17 protein-coding genes are annotated in these 17,692 nt (G+C 72.7%); 3 read left to right on the forward strand and 14 right to left on the reverse strand.

Annotated elements, in window-relative coordinates:
* Positions 1-62 precede the first annotated feature (62 nt).
* Positions 63-1,247, reverse strand: a complete 1,185-nt coding sequence (ftsY, locus tag B4N89_RS08305) for a signal recognition particle-docking protein FtsY (protein WP_078975256.1) — start codon at positions 1,245-1,247, stop codon at positions 63-65.
* A 201-nt stretch (positions 1,248-1,448) separates the two neighbouring features.
* Here ftsY and B4N89_RS08310 point away from each other — a divergent pair, with 201 nt between their 5' ends.
* On the forward strand, positions 1,449-2,441 hold the full coding sequence (locus B4N89_RS08310; RefSeq protein WP_078975257.1) for an LLM class flavin-dependent oxidoreductase: 993 nt from the start codon (positions 1,449-1,451) through the stop codon (positions 2,439-2,441).
* A 52-nt stretch (positions 2,442-2,493) separates the two neighbouring features.
* Here B4N89_RS08310 and smc read toward each other — a convergent pair whose 3' ends face one another.
* Positions 2,494-6,147 (reverse strand): chromosome segregation protein SMC, encoded by a 3,654-nt coding sequence (gene smc / locus B4N89_RS08315; RefSeq protein WP_078975258.1) that lies wholly within the window; start codon positions 6,145-6,147, stop codon positions 2,494-2,496.
* Positions 6,148-6,469: 322 nt separating this feature from the next.
* On the reverse strand, positions 6,470-6,676 hold the full coding sequence (locus tag B4N89_RS08320; protein ID WP_078975259.1) for a hypothetical protein: 207 nt from the start codon (positions 6,674-6,676) through the stop codon (positions 6,470-6,472).
* Positions 6,677-7,025: 349 nt separating this feature from the next.
* On the opposite strand from B4N89_RS08320, the gene B4N89_RS08325 reads away from it, so the two are divergent.
* A complete protein-coding gene (locus B4N89_RS08325; RefSeq protein ID WP_078975260.1) occupies positions 7,026-7,862 on the forward strand; it encodes a CAP domain-containing protein in 837 nt (278 codons plus the stop codon).
* Positions 7,863-7,896: 34 nt separating this feature from the next.
* Here B4N89_RS08325 and B4N89_RS08330 read toward each other — a convergent pair whose 3' ends face one another.
* From B4N89_RS08330 to rsmD, 8 genes are all read right to left on the reverse strand, one after another.
* Complete coding sequence (locus tag B4N89_RS08330; protein WP_078975261.1) at positions 7,897-8,499, reverse strand: hypothetical protein; 603 nt, start codon at positions 8,497-8,499, stop codon at positions 7,897-7,899.
* Between the two features lie 23 nt (positions 8,500-8,522).
* Positions 8,523-9,401, reverse strand: coding sequence for a bifunctional DNA-formamidopyrimidine glycosylase/DNA-(apurinic or apyrimidinic site) lyase (gene mutM / locus B4N89_RS08335; protein ID WP_078975262.1), 879 nt, complete (start codon positions 9,399-9,401; stop codon positions 8,523-8,525).
* Positions 9,402-9,562: 161 nt separating this feature from the next.
* Complete coding sequence (rnc, locus tag B4N89_RS08340) at positions 9,563-10,291, reverse strand: ribonuclease III (protein ID WP_235618524.1); 729 nt, start codon at positions 10,289-10,291, stop codon at positions 9,563-9,565.
* A 20-nt stretch (positions 10,292-10,311) separates the two neighbouring features.
* Positions 10,312-10,485, reverse strand: a complete 174-nt coding sequence (rpmF, locus tag B4N89_RS08345) for a 50S ribosomal protein L32 (RefSeq protein ID WP_026218805.1) — start codon at positions 10,483-10,485, stop codon at positions 10,312-10,314.
* Between the two features lie 2 nt (positions 10,486-10,487).
* A complete protein-coding gene (locus tag B4N89_RS08350) occupies positions 10,488-11,087 on the reverse strand; it encodes a YceD family protein (RefSeq protein WP_078975264.1) in 600 nt (199 codons plus the stop codon).
* A 178-nt stretch (positions 11,088-11,265) separates the two neighbouring features.
* Complete coding sequence (locus B4N89_RS08355; RefSeq protein WP_078975265.1) at positions 11,266-12,219, reverse strand: hypothetical protein; 954 nt, start codon at positions 12,217-12,219, stop codon at positions 11,266-11,268.
* A gap of 108 nt (positions 12,220-12,327) precedes the next feature.
* A complete protein-coding gene (gene coaD, locus B4N89_RS08360) occupies positions 12,328-12,810 on the reverse strand; it encodes a pantetheine-phosphate adenylyltransferase (protein WP_078975266.1) in 483 nt (160 codons plus the stop codon).
* Between the two features lie 59 nt (positions 12,811-12,869).
* Positions 12,870-13,439: a 16S rRNA (guanine(966)-N(2))-methyltransferase RsmD gene (gene rsmD, locus B4N89_RS08365; RefSeq protein ID WP_078975267.1), complete on the reverse strand. Its 570-nt coding sequence runs from the start codon at positions 13,437-13,439 to the stop codon at positions 12,870-12,872.
* Between the two features lie 276 nt (positions 13,440-13,715).
* Here rsmD and B4N89_RS08370 point away from each other — a divergent pair, with 276 nt between their 5' ends.
* Complete coding sequence (locus B4N89_RS08370; RefSeq protein WP_143657899.1) at positions 13,716-14,087, forward strand: hypothetical protein; 372 nt, start codon at positions 13,716-13,718, stop codon at positions 14,085-14,087.
* A gap of 111 nt (positions 14,088-14,198) precedes the next feature.
* On the opposite strand, the gene B4N89_RS08375 is transcribed toward B4N89_RS08370, so the two are convergent.
* The 3 genes from B4N89_RS08375 to recG form a co-directional block, all read right to left on the reverse strand.
* Positions 14,199-14,777 (reverse strand): hypothetical protein, encoded by a 579-nt coding sequence (locus B4N89_RS08375; protein ID WP_078975269.1) that lies wholly within the window; start codon positions 14,775-14,777, stop codon positions 14,199-14,201.
* Positions 14,774-15,319, reverse strand: a complete 546-nt coding sequence (locus tag B4N89_RS08380; protein ID WP_078975270.1) for an RNA polymerase sigma factor — start codon at positions 15,317-15,319, stop codon at positions 14,774-14,776. Before B4N89_RS08380 ends, B4N89_RS08375 begins: the two co-directional genes overlap by 4 nt.
* A gap of 85 nt (positions 15,320-15,404) precedes the next feature.
* Positions 15,405-17,678, reverse strand: a complete 2,274-nt coding sequence (recG, locus tag B4N89_RS08385; protein ID WP_078975271.1) for an ATP-dependent DNA helicase RecG — start codon at positions 17,676-17,678, stop codon at positions 15,405-15,407.
* Positions 17,679-17,692 lie beyond the last annotated feature (14 nt).

Genomic DNA, 17,692 nt, shown 5'->3' on the forward strand with positions numbered 1-17,692 from the left:
CGTTTGAGGACAACCCGAGCTGCGGACGACCGCCGGACGCAGCTCGAGCAGTCCCGTGCGTTCTACTCGCCGATCAGCGCGTCCACGAACGCCGACGGCTCGAACGGCGCCAGATCGTCCGGCCCCTCCCCGAGCCCGATCAACTTCACCGGCACGCCCAACTCCCGCTGCACCGAAACCACGATGCCCCCCTTGGCGGTCCCGTCCAGCTTCGTGAGCACGATGCCGGTGATGTCCACCACCTCCGCGAACACCCGAGCCTGGACCAGCCCGTTCTGCCCGGTCGTGGCATCCAGCACGAGCAGCACCTCGTCCACCGGCCCGTGCTTCTCCACCACCCGCTTGACCTTGCCCAGCTCGTCCATCAGCCCGGTCTTGGTGTGCAGCCGCCCGGCGGTGTCCACGAGCACCGTGTCCACACCCTCGGCGATGCCCTCCTTGACCGCGTCGAACGCGACGCTGGCCGGGTCCCCGGCCTCCGGCCCCCGCACGGTACGGGCGCCCACCCGCTCGCCCCACGTCTGCAACTGGTCGGCCGCCGCGGCCCGGAACGTATCGGCCGCGCCCAGCACCACGCTGCGCCCGTCGGCCACCAGCACCCGAGCCAGCTTGCCCGTCGTGGTGGTCTTGCCGGTCCCGTTGACGCCCACCACCAGCACCACGGCCGGCCGGTCGCCCGCCTCTCCCCCGGTGTGCCGGGCGGTCTTCAGCGTACGGTCCAGGTCCGGCCCGACCAGCGTGAGCAGCTCCTCGTGCAGCAGCGCCCGCAGATCGGCCGGCGTCCGCGTACCGAGCACCTTCACCCGCGTGCGGAGCCGATCCACCAGCTCCTGCGTGGACGCGACGCCGACGTCGGCGGTCAGCAGGGTGTCCTCGATCTCCTCCCAGGTGTCCTCGTCCAGGTGCTCGCGCGCGAGCAGGGCCAACAGCCCCTTGCCCAACGAGGTCTGCGAACGGGCCAGCCGGGCCCGCAGCCGGACCAGCCGACCCGCCGTGGGGTCGGGAATCTCCAGCGGCGCCGGTTCCGGCTCGGCCGGCACCACCACCGTGGTCTCCGGCAGGTCGACCGTGTCGACGCTGCGCCGCGGCGCCTCGACACTCGGCGCGGCCTCGTCACCGACACCCGGCTCGGCCGGCGTGCGCGGCGGCGCCGGCGGGAGGCCCTTGCGGCGCGAGCCGACCACGAACCAGCCGGCGGCGCCGAGGACGACAAGGGCAATGACGACGATCAGGATCACAGTCTCCATAGGACCTCCAGTCTCCCAGACCACCCGGCGGCGAACCGCGACCGGCCGCCTCCGGCGGGTCCTCGCCCCGCACACGGTGCGATCACCCGAAGACCGTTGAATCCTGACACTGCGTCAGATAGCTTGCCGATGCCAAGCACCGTCCGGCCGACGACACGTGTCCGAGACGGCTCGGCTCGACCCGGAAGGTGTTCACGGTCCATGGCTGTCACGAATCTGCGGTTCAACCAGGTCCTCCCCGGTCTCGACCGGCAGGAGATGTCCGCCCGCTACCGGGCCACCGTCGAGATGGCGGCCTTCGCGGACAAGAACGGGTTCGACATGATCAGCCTGGAGGAGCACCACGGCGCGGACAACGCCTGGAGCCCGTCACCGCTGAGCACCGCGGGAGCGATATTCGGCGCCACCGAGCGCATCGGCGTGATCGTCTGCGCGCTGCTCGCCCCGCTCTACGACCCGATCCGGCTCGCCGAGGACATCGCCGTCCTGGACAACATCAGCGGCGGCCGGCTCTCCCTGGTCGCGGGCATCGGCTACCGGCCCGAGGAGTACGCGGCGCTCGGCAAGGAGTGGAAGCGGCGCGGGAAGATCCAGGACGAGGTCCTGGAGACCCTGCTCAAGGCCTGGACCGGCGAGCCGTTCGAATACCGCGGCACCACCGTACGGGTCACCCCGAAGCCGTTCACCGACCCGCACCCGATGGTCATGGTCGGCGGCACCGCGAAGGCCTCCGTGCGCCGCGCGGTCCGGCTGCGCCTGCCGTTCTACGCGGCGGCGCCGATCCCGGAGCTGGAGCGGTACTACTACGAACTCGCCGCGGAGGAGGGCTTCGAGGGCGGCTTCGCGATCCTGCCGCCGGTGAAGACCCGGATGATCTTCTGCACCGAGGACCCGGACAAGGCGTGGGCCGAGTACGGCGAATACTTCCTGCACGAGGCCACCACCTACGCCGGCTGGCAGACTCCCGACATAGCCTCCGTCGTCGAGTCGTCGGCCACCACCGTGGCGGCGCTGCGCGAGGAGGGCATCTACTGCTGCCTCACCCCCGACGAGTGTGTCGAGATCGGGCAGGTCGGCGGCCTCACCGACGCGCTGATCCTGCACCCGCTGGTCGGCGGCCTGCCGATCGACGCGGGCTGGGCCAGCCTGCAGTTGTTCAACGACAAGGTCATGCCGCGCAACGTCCCGGCGTAACACCCGTACCGAGCGCCGCGCCCCCGCCCGGGGCGCGGCGCTCGGGCATGTCTCAGCGCGCCGCCCCGCTCATCGGCTCGGCGTGCTCCGTCGCCTCCCGCCGATCCTCCTGCCGCAACCGCTGGCTGATCACCGTCGTCACGCCGTCACCACGCATCGAGACGCCGTAGAGCGCGTCGGCGACCTCCATCGTGCGCTTTTGGTGGGTGATCACGATCAGCTGCGAACTCTCCCGCAGCTCCGCGAAGATCCCGATCAGCCGCTGGAGATTCATGTCGTCCAGCGCCGCCTCGACCTCGTCCATCACATAGAACGGACTGGGCCGGGCCTTGAAGATCGCCACGAGCAGGGCCACCGCGGTCAGCGAACGTTCGCCGCCGGACAGCAGCGACAACCGCTTGACCTTCTTGCCCGGCGGCCGGGCCTCGACCTCGATGCCCGTGGTCAGCATGTCCTCCGGATCGGTGAGCACCAACCGCCCCTCGCCGCCGGGGAACAGCCGGGCGAACACCCCCACGAACTCCCGCGCGGTGTCGTGGAAGGCCGCGGTGAAGACCTGCTCGACCCGCTCGTCCACCTCCTTGACCACGGTCATCAGATCGCGGCGGGTCTTCTTCAGATCCTCCAACTGCTCGGTCAGGAAGTTGTGCCGCTCCTCCAGCGCGGCGAACTCCTCCAACGCCAGCGGATTCACCTTGCCGAGCTGTACATGCGCCTTCTCCGCCGCGCGCAGCCGCTTCTCCTGCTCGGCCCGGACGTACGGACGCGGCTGCGCCTCGGGCGCGTCCGGGTCGCGCGACTCGCCCTCGGCCGGCAACGACGCGGGCACGAGTCGGTCCGGGCCGTACTCGGCGACCAGCCCCTCGGCCTCGATCCCGTGCTCCTCCAACGACCGGGCCTCCAACTGCTCGACCCGCAGCCGCTTCTCCGCCCGCAGCATCTCGTCCCGGTGCACCGAGTCGGTCAACTTCTCCAACTCGGCGGCGAACTCCCGGGACCGCCCGCGCTCGCGGGCCAGCTCCGCCTCGCACGCGGCCCGGGCCGCCTCCGCCGCCTCACGCTCACCGCCGGCCCGCGCCAGCGACGCCTCCACGTGCCGCAGCAGCGCCTCCGCCCCCACGAGCACCGCCCGCGCGATCCGCGCCTCCACCGCCAACCGCTCGCGGCGCCGCGCGGCCGCCGCGCGCGCCTCCCGCTCCGCCCGCGCGCCCCGGTCCAGCGCGTCGGCCCGACCCGCGAGCGAGCGCACCCGCTCCTCGTGGGTGCGTACCGCCAACCGGGCCTCCATCTCGGCCTGCCGCGCGCCGCTCGCCGCGCCCGCGAGCCGATCGCGCTCGGCGGTGTCCGGCTCCTCGTCGCCCTCGGCCGCGTTGTACTCCTCGGCACTCTCCAGGCGGGCCGCCAACTCCTCGGCCTTCGCCTCCTCCTGCTCCCGCGCCGCCTCGGCCGTGGCCACCGCGCCCGCCAACCGCTCGGCCTCACCCGCCGCCGCCCGGGCCTGGCCGCCGAGCCGACCCAACTGCTGCGCGGCCGCGGCCGCCCGGCGCTCCGCCTCGCGCCGCTCCGCCCGGGCCCGCTCGACCGCCGCCGCGGCCTCCCGCCGGCCCGCCACCGCGTCGGCCAGCGCGTCCTTCGCCGCGGCGCACCCGCGGGTCAACACGTCCAGCCGCGCGACCGCCTCGTCCACTGCGGCCTGTACCTCCAGCAGGCTCGGCGCACCCGCCGACCCGCCGTACGCGAAGCCCTCGCCGACCAGATCCCCGTCCCGGGTCACCGCCCGCACCCCGGGCACCGCCCGGACCAGGTCCGCCGCTGCGCCGAGGTCGTCGACCACCGCGACCCGATCGAGCAGCGCGGCCAGCGCCCCGCGCAACGCCTCGGGTACGACCACCAGCCGCGTCGCGTACACCGCGCCCGCCGGCAGCGCGGGCCACCCCTCCGGCCCGGCGACCGCCGACCCCTCCACAGCGGCCCCGGCGAGCACCAGCGCCGCCCGCCCCGCGTCGTCCTTGCGCAGCAGCCGCAACGCGTCCACGGCCGGCTCCACGCCGTCCACCGCGATCGCCTCCGAGGCCGCCCCCAGGGCCGCCGCCACCGCCTGCTCGGCGCCGTGCTCCACGGTGATCAGCGCGGCCACCGTGCCGAGCACGCCGGACAGGCGGTCACCGGCCGCGAGCAGCGCACCGCTGCCGTCCCGGCGTCGCAGCGCCGGCTCCAACGCCTCCTTGCGCGCGGTCACCGCCGACCGCTCCCGCTCCACCGCCTGCTCCGCGTCACGCGCCTCGGCCAACGCCTCCTCCGCGGCGACCAGCGCCTCCTCGGCGGCCGCCAACCGGGCCTCGATCGCCGCGAGCCCGGACCCGCCGTCACCGTCCTCGGGCGAACCCTCGACCCCGAGCCGCAGCTCCTCGTACTCCTCGCGCGCCGCGACCGCCCGCTCCCGCGCCTCGTCCCGGGCGCCGGCCAGCCGACCGATCTCGGCCTCCGCGGCGGCCACCCGGCTGCGCGCGGCGCCGACCTGTCCGACCAGCCGGGCCAGTCCCTCCCGGCGGTCCGCGAGCGCCCGGGCCACCACCTTGAGCCGGCCCTCCTCGGCGACCAGGGCCCGCTCCAACGCGCCGCGCCGCTCCACCGTCTCGGCGAGTTCGACCTGCGCCGACTCCAGCGCGGCGGCCAACTCCGCCTCCTGCTCGCGGATGCGCGCGGCCTCGCGCTCCATGTCCTCCGGGTCGCGCCCCCGCCGCTCGTCGGCCGGCGCCGCGCTCGCGTGCCGCAGCCGCTGGCCCGCCAGGCCCGCCGTCCCGCGCACCCGTTCGGCCAGCGCGGACAGCGTGTACCAGGTCTCCTGGGCCCGAGCCAGGCGCGGCGCCATCGCCCGCACCTCGGCGTCCAATTCGGCCTCCCGGGCCTGGACCACGCCCAACTCGCGCTCGACCACCGTGCGCCGCTCGCGCAGCACCGTCTCGTCGGCGACCTCCTCGGCCAGCGCGCGCCGCAGTCCCACCAGGTCGTCGGCGAGCAGCCGCAGCCGCGCGTCCCGCAGGTCGGCCTGGATCGCCGCCGCCCGCCGCGCCACCTGGGCCTGCCGGCCGAGCGGCTTGAGCTGCCTGCGCAGCTCGCCCGTCAGGTCCTGGACCCGGTTCAGGTTGGCCTGCATCGCGTCCAGCTTGCGCAGCGCCTTCTCCTTGCGCTTGCGATGCTTGAGAACGCCCGCGGCCTCCTCGATGAACGCGCGTCGCCCGGTGGGGTCGGCCTGCAACACGGAGTCGAGCCGACCCTGGCCGACGATCACGTGCATCTCCCGACCGATCCCGGAGTCGGAGAGCAGCTCCTGGATGTCGAGCAGCCGACAGGTGCTGCCGTTGATCTCGTACTCGGAGCCGCCGTTGCGGAACATCCGCCGGGTGATGGTGACTTCGGCGTAGTCGATGGGCAGCGCGCCGTCGGTGTTGTCGATGGTCAGGCTCACCTCGGCCCGCCCGAGCGGCGGCCGGCCGGCGGTGCCGGCGAAGATGACGTCCTCCATCTTGCCGCCGCGCAGCGTCTTGGCGCCCTGCTCCCCCATCACCCACGACAGCGCGTCGACCACGTTCGACTTGCCGGAGCCGTTGGGCCCGACCACGCACGTGATGCCGGGCTCGAAGCGCAGCGTCGTCGCCGACGCGAAGGACTTGAAGCCACGCAGGGTCAGACTCTTGAGGTGCACGCGACGAAAGGGTAGTCGGCGGTGCCCACACGATTGCCGCGCTCCGTCGACGGGACGGCGTGTCGAGTGCCCCGGATGGGGGTATCAAACGCTGGAAGCGAGCGGGTGGGCGGGCAAGGGGGATCGGCGGGGAAAACACCGGGGCGGTTGGCGAAAACACCGGGCGCGCGGATCGGCGGGCGCGCCGCACACGGGTCGCGCGGGGACCGAAGGAACAGGGAACGGGGTCGGAAACGACTGGGAAACGACAGACCCGGAAACGACAAAGGGACGCCTGAAGGCGTCCCTGGTTATCGCTTACGGACCTACGCTCGCGTCAGCCCTATGCTCGCGACAGCGCGGGTTCCGCCGCGGAGACGTCGAAGCCGGCAAGCAGCTCGTCCGAAGCGGCGGCGTTGAGCGCGTCGTTACGCTCCTGGGCACGGACAAGTTCCGTTTCCAGGTCACGAACACGCTGCTGGAGCCGTCGATTCTCGGCGAGCAGTCGGGGATCGGGGCCACCGACGTAACCGAGAAGCGCCTTCGCCATGAGAGGGTCCTCCACGCTGAAAATGAATGACCACGCAGATTCGCGGGTCTAAATGTGGCACCCGGCCGCAAGGCTCCTGATAGGGTGCGCGGGCTTCCAGCGTCGCACCAAAAGCGCAGGAGGTCAATATCATAACGGCACGATAACGGGACCTTCACCCGTTCAACGCGGTTTTCGCGGACCGGGGCGACGGTCGTCGTGCTGGGTGTACGAGATCATCTTTCGACGTCGGCGTCAAGAAGATTCCGGTTGTCCGCCAACTCCGGACAGCCGTGCCCTAGAGTCACACCGGCACCACACCCGTTCGGGTGAATCGACATCCCCCTGCCGGAAGGTGACGCGACCCTCCATGGCCCGGCACAGTCGCACTCCGACGTCGGAACGCCCGCATCGACGACGCGCGAAGTCGCGACGGCGACGACTCGCCCCCCTGCTCGCCCTGTTGGCCGTACTCGCCGTGGGCGGCACGGTGGCCGGCATGGTCGTCTCGGAGCACGCCGGCGAGTCATCCGCCCGGCATGCGAGCGGTCCCGACGGCGACCGGGCCGGCCGGCCCTTCGACGGCTCGGGGCCGGCCGGCGCCGCCGCGGCCGACCGCACCGGCGACGAGGCGTCCCGCAGCCTGCTGCCGGGCGCGGCGACCACCGGCCGCACCGCCCTGCCGGATCCCGGCGCCGGCACCACGCCCGCCACGACCGCGCCGCCGAGCACCCCGAGCACCGCCGGCACCGGTACCGGCACGCCGAGCCCGAGCACCCCGCCGCCGAGCAAGCCCGCGGCGACGCCGTCCACGAGCGCGCCGAAACTGCCGAGCGACCCCGAGGAGCGGGTGCTCGCGCTGGTCAACGACGAGCGGGCGAGCGCGGGCTGCGGCCCCGTCAAAAACGACGCGAAGCTGGTCGCGCTGGCCCGCGCGCACAGCGCCGACATGGCCGCCCGCGACTACTTCGACCACAACACACCCGACGGGCAGACCCCGTGGGACCGGGCCGAGAAGGCCGGCGTGACCTACCTGGGCGCGGAGAACATCGCGCGCGGCCAAAAGACCGCCGACGCGGTGATGCGCGCCTGGATGAACAGCCCGGGCCACCGCCGCAACATCCTCGACTGCTCGCTCACCAAACTCGGCGTCGGCATCCACGAGGGCACCGGCGGCCCGTGGTGGACCCAGGAATTCGGCCGCTGACCCGCTCCACCCGCCCCGACACCGCGGGCCCGGGTCAGCAGGGGCCGACCCCGAGTCGATCCGCCAGCAGGCCGAACACGCGCAGCCCCGACTCGCCCTGGTTGCGCGCGAGCACCCCCTCGATCGCGGGCCGGGTGGTGGGCCGGCCCGCCGCCCGGGCCCAGCGCACCGCCGCCGCGGCCACCTTCGGCCGGGCCCGAGTGAGCACCTCGGCCACCTCGTCGCGCAGTTCGGCGTAACGCGCCGGCCGGAGCAGGTCGCCGTCGCGGTCGAAGACGTCGTCGCCGGTGCGCGCCGCCTCCAGTTCGAGCCGACTCATCGCCAGATGCGCCGCCGCCTCGCCGGGGTTGAGCCAGGCCTCCCACTCCCCGGCCTCGCTCACCCCCTGGACGTGCGCCACGTGCGTCTCGAACACCCAGCACACCAGCACCGGCGAGTCGGCCTTGGCCGCCAGCGCGGCGACCCACGGCCGCTCGAACGCGAAGGGGTCGTCGTCGTGCCGCACATGCGTCGCGGTCCAGCCGTCCGGCGACTCCCACATCGTTCGGGCCGGGTGCGCCGCGGCGTCCACGTACGGCGCGAACTCGGACAACGGTCGTGCCCCACGCACGACGACGATGTCCCCGTTGAATCCCATGACACGCTCCCTGACTACCGTGCCTACGCCCCGACCGTCGCCCTGCGTGGCGTGCGCTGACAGGACGGACAGAAGTAACTGCTGCGATTCATGAACGAGATGCGCCGGATGGGCGTCGCGCACCGGTTGCACGGCTCGCCCTCGCGGCCGTAGGCGTCCAGGCCGCGGGAGAAGTAGCCGCTCTCCCCGTTCACGTTGACGTACAGGCTGTCGAACGAGGTGCCGCCCGCCGCGAGCGCGTCGTTCATCACGTCGCGGGCCGAGGCGAGCAGCAGTGTGGTCTGCGCGAGGGTCAACCGTCCGGTCGGCCGCGCGCCGTGCAGTCGGCTGCGCCACAGCGCCTCGTCGGCGTAGATGTTGCCGATGCCGCTGACCAGCGACTGGTCCAGGAGCGCGCGCTTGACCTCGGTGTTGCGCCGACGCAGCGCGGCGTGGAAGAGCGTGTCGTCGAACAGCGGATCGAGCGGGTCGCGCGCGATGTGCGCCATCGAGGGCGGCAGTTCGGCGCCGCCGCGCTCGACCGCGAGCCCGCCGAACGTACGCTGGTCGACGAAGCGCAACTCGCGGCCGCCGTCGGTGAAGCCGAAGCGCACGTGCAGGTGTTTCTCCCGGGGGGCCTCGGCCGGTTGCACGAGGAGTTGCCCGCTCATCCCCAGGTGCGCGAGCAGCGCGTCCTCGGGTTCGTCGGCGCCGGGCGCCACCAGCGGCAACCACAGATACTTGCCGCGGCGGCGCGCGGCGTGCACGCGGGTGCCGACGAGCGCGTCGGCGAAGTCCGCCGAACCCGCGAGATGGCGGCGGATCGCCCGCTCGTGGGTGACCTCGACACGCGCGATGGTGCGGCCCACCACCCACGTCTCCAGTCCGCGACGGACGACCTCGACCTCGGGCAGTTCGGGCACGTGGGCACTCCCCCTGGAGACGGCGCGACTGAGGAAGCCGGACCCGGCGGGGCCGGGTTCGGGAATGCGAAAATGCCTGCCGGTAGGTGAGGTCGTGCCGGGCGACCACGGAGGTCGTCGACCGGTTCGAACTTACCTATCGGCAGGCATTGGCTCGGAGACTAGGCGGTGGCCGGCGCGGTGCCGGAACCGTCTCCGTACTTGGCGCGGATCGAGTGCCAAGCGCTTTCGGCGGCCTGCTGCTCCGCCTCCTTCTTGCTCCGTCCGACGCCGGTGCCGTAATCGACACCCGCGACCCGGGCCAGGGCCGTGAAGGTCTTCTCGTGGTCGGGGCCGGTCTCGGAGACCACGTATTCGGGGACTCCGATGCCCGCCGCGGCGGTCTGCTCCTGGAGGCTGGTCTTCCAGTCCAGGCCCGCGCCGAGGTTCGCCGACTGCTCGATCAGCGGATCGAACAACCGGTGGATCAGCTCGGTCGCCGCGTCCAGGCCCTGGTCCAGGTACACCGCGCCGAGGATCGCCTCGAGCGTGTCGGCCAGGATCGAGGACTTGTCCCGCCCGCCGGTCCCCACTTCACCGCGGCCGAGCCGGATGAAGGCGCCCAGGTCCAGTCGCCGACTGACGCCCGCGAGGGCGCGCGAGTTGACGACCGCGGCCCGCAGCTTCGCGAGCTGGCCCTCGGGCAGGTCGGGGTGCCTGCGGTAGAGCGTGTCGGTGACGACGAGGCCGAGCACCGAGTCGCCCAGGAACTCCAGGCGCTCGTTGGTCGGCAGCCCGCCGTGTTCGTACGCGTACGAACGATGGGTGAGGGCGCGTTCCAGAAGGGCGGCGTCGAGCGACCAGCCCAGCCGCCCTTCCAGATCCGCGTATTGCGCGAGTGATTCCGTCACCGGAACTACCACCGGCCTGATCAGACGTCGAGGACCTGGCGGCGGTTGTAGGTGCCGCAGCTCGGGCACGCGATGTGCGACAGCTTGGGCTCACGGCAGCGCTCGCAGGTCACCAGGTTGGCGGCAGTGGCCTTCCACTGGCTCCGGCGGTGCCGGGTGTTGCTGCGCGACATCTTCCGCTTCGGAACAGCCACGGCTACTTCTCCTGGTTCTCGTCGGCGCCGGAGGCGCCGTCAACGTCGGCTTCGGCGGAAGGTCCGTCGAAGATGCTGGTCAGCTTCGCCCACCGGGGGTCGGCGAGCTCGTGACTGTGGTCGGGGTCCTCCGCGAGCAGCGCTCCGCATTCGGAGCACAGGCCCGGGCAATCCTCCCGGCACAGCGGCGAGAGCGGCAGTGCGAGCACCGTCGCGTCCCGCAGTACCGGCTCCAGGTCGAACAGGTCGTCCTGAAGCCGGAGGGCGTCCTCGTCGGCGTCCGTGTCCGGGTAGACGTACAGCTCCTGGAAACGCACCGTGAGCTCGCGCTCGAGCGGTTCCAGGCACCGGACGCACTCACCGGTCAGCGGCACCTGTGCGACGCCGGTGACCAGCACACCCTCCATGACCGCTTCCAGCCGGACACCCAGCCGGATCGGGACACCTTCGGGAGCGCCGATCACATCCGCCACACCCATGTCCACCGGGGCCGGCACGGTGCGGGACACCTTCAGCATGGATCCAGGCCGGCGCCCCAGCTCGCGTGTGTCGACGACGAGCGGTTTGCGGTGATCCAAGCGGTCCAGGGTGTTCCACCTCATGCAGTGCCACCTCCCGTCGCCGGGAGGCTCGTATGGTCAGGGTGCCGACCCTCGGGGCACGCGAAAAACACGCCTCGGGCAGGGTCGGTCCGTAAGAGTATCGCAGCCCGCGCGCCAGGCCCCAAACGGGGCCATTCGAGCGGGACGCGCGAAGCGCCGGAGCGGGTCGGGCGAGCGGCTACTGCCGGCCGCCGTCCTGCTGGAACTGGCGCACGTCGATCAGGCTCGTGTCGAAGAAGCTGGTCTCGTCCAGCGACTGGCCGTAGCCGCCCTGCGGGTCGTAGGCGGGCTGCTGTCCGGTGTTCGGCCCGGCGTGGTGCTGTGCCTGGTCGTGCGGGCCCGGATACTGCGGCTGCCCGTGCTGATCGTACTGGCCCATGTCGTACTGGCCCTCGTAGCCGCCGGCGTAGCCGTTGTCGACGCCGGCGCCCTGCGCGTAGGCGGGCTGTCCGTAGCCGGGCTGCGCGTAGGTGTCCTGGCCGTAGGGGCCGGCCTGCGCGGGCACGGTCGGCGCGGCGGGCGGCGCGCTCGGGTACTCCGGCCGGCCGGGCTGCTGCTGTTGCTGCTGCGGAGCGGCGAACGTCTCCTCGTGGCCGTCGAGCTGGGCCTGGAGGCTGCCGGGGCGGGCCTTGGCCTGCGCGTCGGCCAACTCCTGCGCCTGCATGTACTCGCCCAGCTCGTCGGAGGGGCGCCGGCCGCGCATCTTGTCCCGGCCGCGGCCGATCGCGCCGAGCGTCTTGGTGAGCACCACCTCGAAGTTGGCCAGCTTCTGGTCGACGTAGTCGTCGGCCTCCTCGCGGATGCGCTGGGCCTCGTGGCGGGCCTCGGTCAGGATCCGCTCCGCCTCGCCGTACGCCTCGCGCGCCACCTCGGTGTCGGCGACCAGCGAACCGCGCTCCTCGCGCGCCTTGGCCAGCACCCGCTCGGCCTCGCGACGCCCCTCCTCGATCACCGACTCGCGGTCGCCGAGCACCCGGCGGGCGTGCTGGAACTCCTCGGGCAGCAGGTTCTTGAGTTCTTCGAGCCGGGCCACCACGTCCGCGCGATTGACCACGCAGGACGCCGACATCGGCATCGAGCGGGCGTTCTCCACCAGGGCGATCAGTTCATCGAGCTTGGGCTGCACGTCCACGGGCTTGCTCTCTCTCCTCAAACCGACGGTAGCCGTCGTGTTCGCCGGCATCGCGTGACGGACCGACTCGCCCCGGGCGGTCGGCCCGGTGACGAGGCACGTGCCCCGTCAGCCCTGCGCGAGCCGCTCGGTGAGCCGACGTAGCACCGTCTCCGGCACCAGGCCGGACACGTCGCCTCCGTACGTCGCGACCTCTTTGATGAGACTCGACGACAGAAAGCTGTAGAGGGGGTTCGTCGCGACGAACAAGGTCTCCACTTCGGTAAGACCGTAGTTCATCTGGGCCATCTGCAACTCGTAGTCGAAGTCGGTGACCGCGCGCAGCCCCTTGATGATGGCCGGGATCTCGCGCTCCTTGCAGAAGTTGACCAGCAACCCCTCGAACGCCTCGACCCTGACGTTCCCGTACTGCTCGACCACCTCGTGGAGCATGTCGATGCGCTCCTCGATGGTGAACAGACCGGAGCGCTTGGCGCGATTGAAGCCGATCGCCACGTAGACCTCGTCGTAGAGGCTGGAGGCCCGGCCGATGATGTCCAGATGACCGTTGGTGACCGGGTCGAACGAACCGGGGCAGACGACTCGACGCAACGGAGGTTCCCCTCGAAATCGGGTGCCGGCGGGTCCGGACCCGTGATCCGGCCGCCTGATCAGGCTTGCGCGGCGCGACCGTACCAGAGCGTTCCCTCGCCGTAGCGACGGGATCTGATCTCGTCGAAATCGGCGGGCCACGCGAATGGCCCACCGCGCGTGGCCCGTTCGACCGCGATCAGCGCGTCGGCCGCCAACCAGCCGTGTTCGGCGAGCGTGTCGAGCAGCGCGCCGACCTCACCGTCGGTGACCGCGTACGGCGGATCGAGGAAGACCACGTCGTACGGCTCGGCGGGGCAGCGCACGCCGACCGTCTTCTCCACCCGGGCCGGCCGCAGTTCCGCGCCGGGCAGGCCGACCAGGCGGATGTTCTCCCGGACCACGCCGGCCGCCCCGGCGTCGGACTCGACCAGGAGGGCGTGCGCGGCGCCGCGGGACAGCGCCTCCAGACCGACCGCGCCGGAGCCGGCGAACAGGTCGAGCACCCGCGCGCCGTGCAGGGTGCCGCGCAGCGACTGGAGGGTGGAGAACAGCCCCTCGCGGGCCCGGTCCGAGGTCGGCCGGGTGTTCTCCCCGGGCGGGGTGCCGAGCCGGCGACCGCGCGCCGCGCCGGCGATCACCCGGGTCATCCGCGCGCTCGCGAACGGGGGACGGCCGCGTGGGCGGCGACGGGGGCGGGTTCGGCGTACGTGTCCGGCATGGCGTCCACGCTATCGACTGCTCGCTGCCGACGGCATCCGGGCCCGAATACGGTGCGTGACGTGTCATACACGCGGGGGTTCCCGATCGTATGGAGGGTGCACGGCGGGGGCGCCACCGTCGTGCGACGACCGTGTCGATCCGCCGCGTCGATCCGTGCGATCGACCGGCTCGGCGACATCCACCCCACGCACCGGGAGATCCCGATGAAGCTCCGCACCCTTCTCGCCATGGCCGTGGCGGGCGTCGCGCTGGCCGCGTCCGGCGCGGCCCCGGCGGTCGCCGCCTCGGCTGCCCCGCGAAGCGCCGCGGCGAACTGCTACGTGGACAGCAACGGCACCCTGCACTGCGGCAACGGCGCGAGCGACCTGCGCTCGGAGCCGTTCTTTTGGGCCCCCGTGGTCAGCCGGCTGACCACCACGTACAGCTACTTCAGCTGCTGGACCGAGGGCGACCCGCACTCGGGCGGCAACAACATCTGGTACTACACCGACGGTGACGACGGCGGGCACGGCTTCCTGCCCGCGCAGCGTGTGCTCACCCCGCAGGACCCGATGCCGGGCATGTACCACTGCTGACCGGCTCGACCCGGCGTGGCCGGGGGGCGGGAGTCTTCCCTCCCCCGGCCGCGTCCGGCCGTCGGGCCCGTGCCGGAAGGGCCCGGGCTCATGCGCCGGGTCGGCGCCGGCTCAGGTGCAGTCCGGGACCTCGGTCTCGTTGCGGGTGCGCACACCGGGCAGCCAGCCCTCGGCGCCGGTGCCCAGGACCACCACCCGATACCAGTGCCGGGAGGCGACACCGGTCTCGTCGGTCACCCGCGGGCCGTCGGCGAGCAGGCAGACCAGGAGCACCCGGTCGCCGTGCCAGACCCGGTCGGCCAGGTCGGCCGTCCGCGACGACAGGGCCGGCTTGCGGAAGACACCGAGCGAGCACTCGATCGTGCGCAGCGCCCGGCACGGCTGCTCCGAGTTGTACACCTCGCCCTGCACGCTGGCCGCGCGCGCGGCCGGCGGCTTGGGCGTCGGCCGCTCGGCGGGGTTGTGCCGCCCGGCCAGGAACGCGCTCAGGCCGACCACGGCGACCACCACGACGGCCGCGAGCGCGGTCGCGAACGCTCCGCGCCACCTCGGGCGCGGTGCCGGCCGGCGCATCGCCCGCGCGGCGAGGCCGGGCGGTTCGGCGCAGTCGGCGTCCGCGTCGCGCAGCCGCAGGCGTAGTTCGCGAACCGCCTCGTCGGGGTCGTCGAGGTCGGGGGGCGACGGATTCACCGGGTCACTCCTTCGTGCCGGTCCCGGCGGCGGAACCGGCCGGTGGGGCCGCCCAGGCCGGCGCGCAAGCGGGTCAGGGCGCGCTCGCGCGAGCGGGACACCGTTCCGCGGTGCACGCCCAGGATCTCGGCGGCCTGATCGATCGTGTAGCCGTCCAGGTCGACCAGCAGCACCGCCGCGGCCTGCTTGGCGGGCAGCGAGCCGAGCATGCGCACCGCCTCCCACTCGGCCTCGCGCCGGGCGATCGGGTCGGCGGAGCCCGCGTGCGCGTGCTCCGGTTCGGGCGGCTCGGCCAGCAGGACCTGTCGACTGCGCACCCGCCATATGTCGCGGGTGACGCTGACCATCGCACGGAACGCGTACGCGTACGGCTCCGGGTGGCCCAGGAGCCGGTCGGGTCTGCGGGCCAGTTTCAGGTAGGTCTCGTGCACCGCGTCCTCGGCGCTGCCTTCGCCGGCGAGCAACACGGCCCGCCGGTACAACCGAGGGAGCAACCCGCAGAAGAGCGCGTCGAAGCCCTCGTCCCCCGTACGTGCGTCCATGGCCCATTGGTAACCAACCGGCCGGGCGTCGCGCGTGCTCCGAACGGGTGATCGCGGGGGGCGCGTCGAAGCGGAGCGAGGGCGGTCAGCCCTTGTCGAGGTACTCCGCGCGCTCGTCGTCCAGGATGCTGGCCAGCGCGCTGCGCAGGTCGGGGTGCTCGGTCAGGTCGGGGTCGGTCGTCACGATCGAGCTCGCCTCCTCGCGGGCGGCCACGATCAGGTCCTCGTCCCGGACCACCTCCAGCATGCGCAGCGAGGAGCGGGAGCCGGACTGCGCGTCGCCGAGCACGTCGCCCTCGCGGCGTTGTTCGAGGTCGATCCGGGACAGCTCGAAGCCGTCCAGGGTCGCCGCCACCGCGTCCAGGCGTGCGCGCGCCGAGGTGCCGCCGGGCATCTCGCTGACCAGGAGGGTGAGTCCGGGGGCGCTGCCCCGGCCGACCCGGCCGCGCAACTGGTGCAGTTGGGAGACGCCGAACCGGTCGGCGTCCATGATCACCATCGCGGTCGCGTTGGGCACGTTGACGCCGACCTCGATCACCGTGGTCGCGACCAGCACGTCCACCTCGCCGGCGGTGAACCGGCGCATCACGTCGTCCTTGTCCTCGGGCGCCATCCGGCCGTGCAGCACCGCGACCCGCAGACCGGCCAGCGGGCCATCACCGAGCGCGGCGGCGATGTCGAGCACGGCCAGCGGCGGCCGACGCTCCTCGGCCCCGCCGTCGGCGTCGGCGCCGATGTCGTCGGGGTCGTCCGGGTACGCCTCGGCGGGCAGGTCCTCGTCCCGCTTGCGGGCGCCCTTCTTCGCGGCCTTCGTCCCGGCCTTCTTCTTCGCCTTCGGATCGTCGTCCTCGTCGCCGATCCGCGGGCAGACCACGTACGCCTGATGGCCCTTGCCCACCTCCTCGCGCACCCGCTCCCAGGCGCGGTCGAGGAAGTGCGGCTTCTCCTTCGCCGGGACCACGTGGGTGGCGATCGGCGAGCGCCCGGAGGGGAGTTGGGCCAGGATCGAGGTCTCCAGGTCGCCGAAGACGGTCATCGCCACGGTGCGCGGGATCGGCGTCGCGGTCATCACCAGCAGGTGCGGCGGCCGCTTGCCCTTGCCGCGCAGCGCGTCGCGCTGCTCGACGCCGAACCGGTGCTGTTCGTCGACCACCACCAGACCCAGGTCGTGGAACTCGACCCTGTCCTCGATCAACGCGTGCGTGCCGATCGCGATGCCGGCCTCGCCGGTGACCAGATCGAGCAGCGCGGCCCGGCGCGCGGCCACCCCCATCGACCCGGTGAGCAGGGTCACCTTGGTCCCGACCTCGGATCCGCCCAGCATCCCGGCCCCCTCGGCCAGCGGCCCGAGCATCTCCACGATCGACCGGTAGTGCTGCTGGGCCAACACCTCGGTGGGCGCCAACAACGCCGTCTGCCCCCCGGCGTCCACCACGGTGAGCATCCCCCGCAGCGCGACGAGCGTCTTGCCGGCCCCCACCTCGCCCTGGAGGAGGCGGTGCATGGGGTGCTCGCCGGCCAGGTCGGTCTCGATCTCGGCGCAGACCTCCTTCTGGCCGTCGGTGAGTTCGAACGGCAGGCGGGCGTCGAAGGCGTCGAGGATGCCGTCGGGACGGCGGGGGCGGGCCACCGCGGACTGGGCGCGGGCGTCGCGGCGGCGGCGGGCCAGGGCGATCTGCAGGACGAACGCCTCGTCCCACTTGAGCCGGTCCTTGGCCGCGGCGACGTCCTCCCAGGAGGTGGGGCGGTGCACCTGGACCAGGGCCTCGGCCAGTCCCGGCATACCGCGCCGGGTGCGCATCTCGGCGGGCAGCGGGTCGCCGATCTCACCGAGCGTGTCCAGCGCCATCCCGACACACTGGGCGACCTTCCAGGACGGCATGTTCGCCGCCGCCGGGTAGACCGGGATCAGCGCGCCGGCGAACACGTTCGCCACGCCGTCCTCGTCGTCCTCGCCGATCAACTGGTAGTCGGGCCGGCTGAGCTGGACGGCGTTGTTGAACCGGCCCACCTTGCCCGCGAACAATCCGCGCCGGCCGGGCCGCAGTTCCTCTTCGCGCCAGGCCTGGTTGAAGAAGACCAGGGTGAGTTTGCCGCGCCCGTCGGTGACCTCGACCTCGAGCAGGTTGCCGCGCCGATTGCGGAACGGGCGCTTGGTCACCTTGGCGATCTCCGCCATCACGGTGACGTGCTCCTCGGGCTCCAGGCGCGAGAGGTCGGTCAGGCGCCCGCGCTCCGCGTAGCGCCGGGGGTAGTGGCGCAGCAGATCTCCGACGGTGTCCAGCTTGAGGGATTTGGCCAGCACCGTCGCCGTGCGGTCGCCGACGAGTTTCTTCAGCGGTTCGTCAAGGCGCGACATGCCGCCCAACGGTA

The sequence above is a fragment of the Embleya scabrispora genome (genome assembly GCF_002024165.1).
In the GTDB taxonomy this organism is placed as follows: domain Bacteria; phylum Actinomycetota; class Actinomycetes; order Streptomycetales; family Streptomycetaceae; genus Embleya; species Embleya scabrispora_A.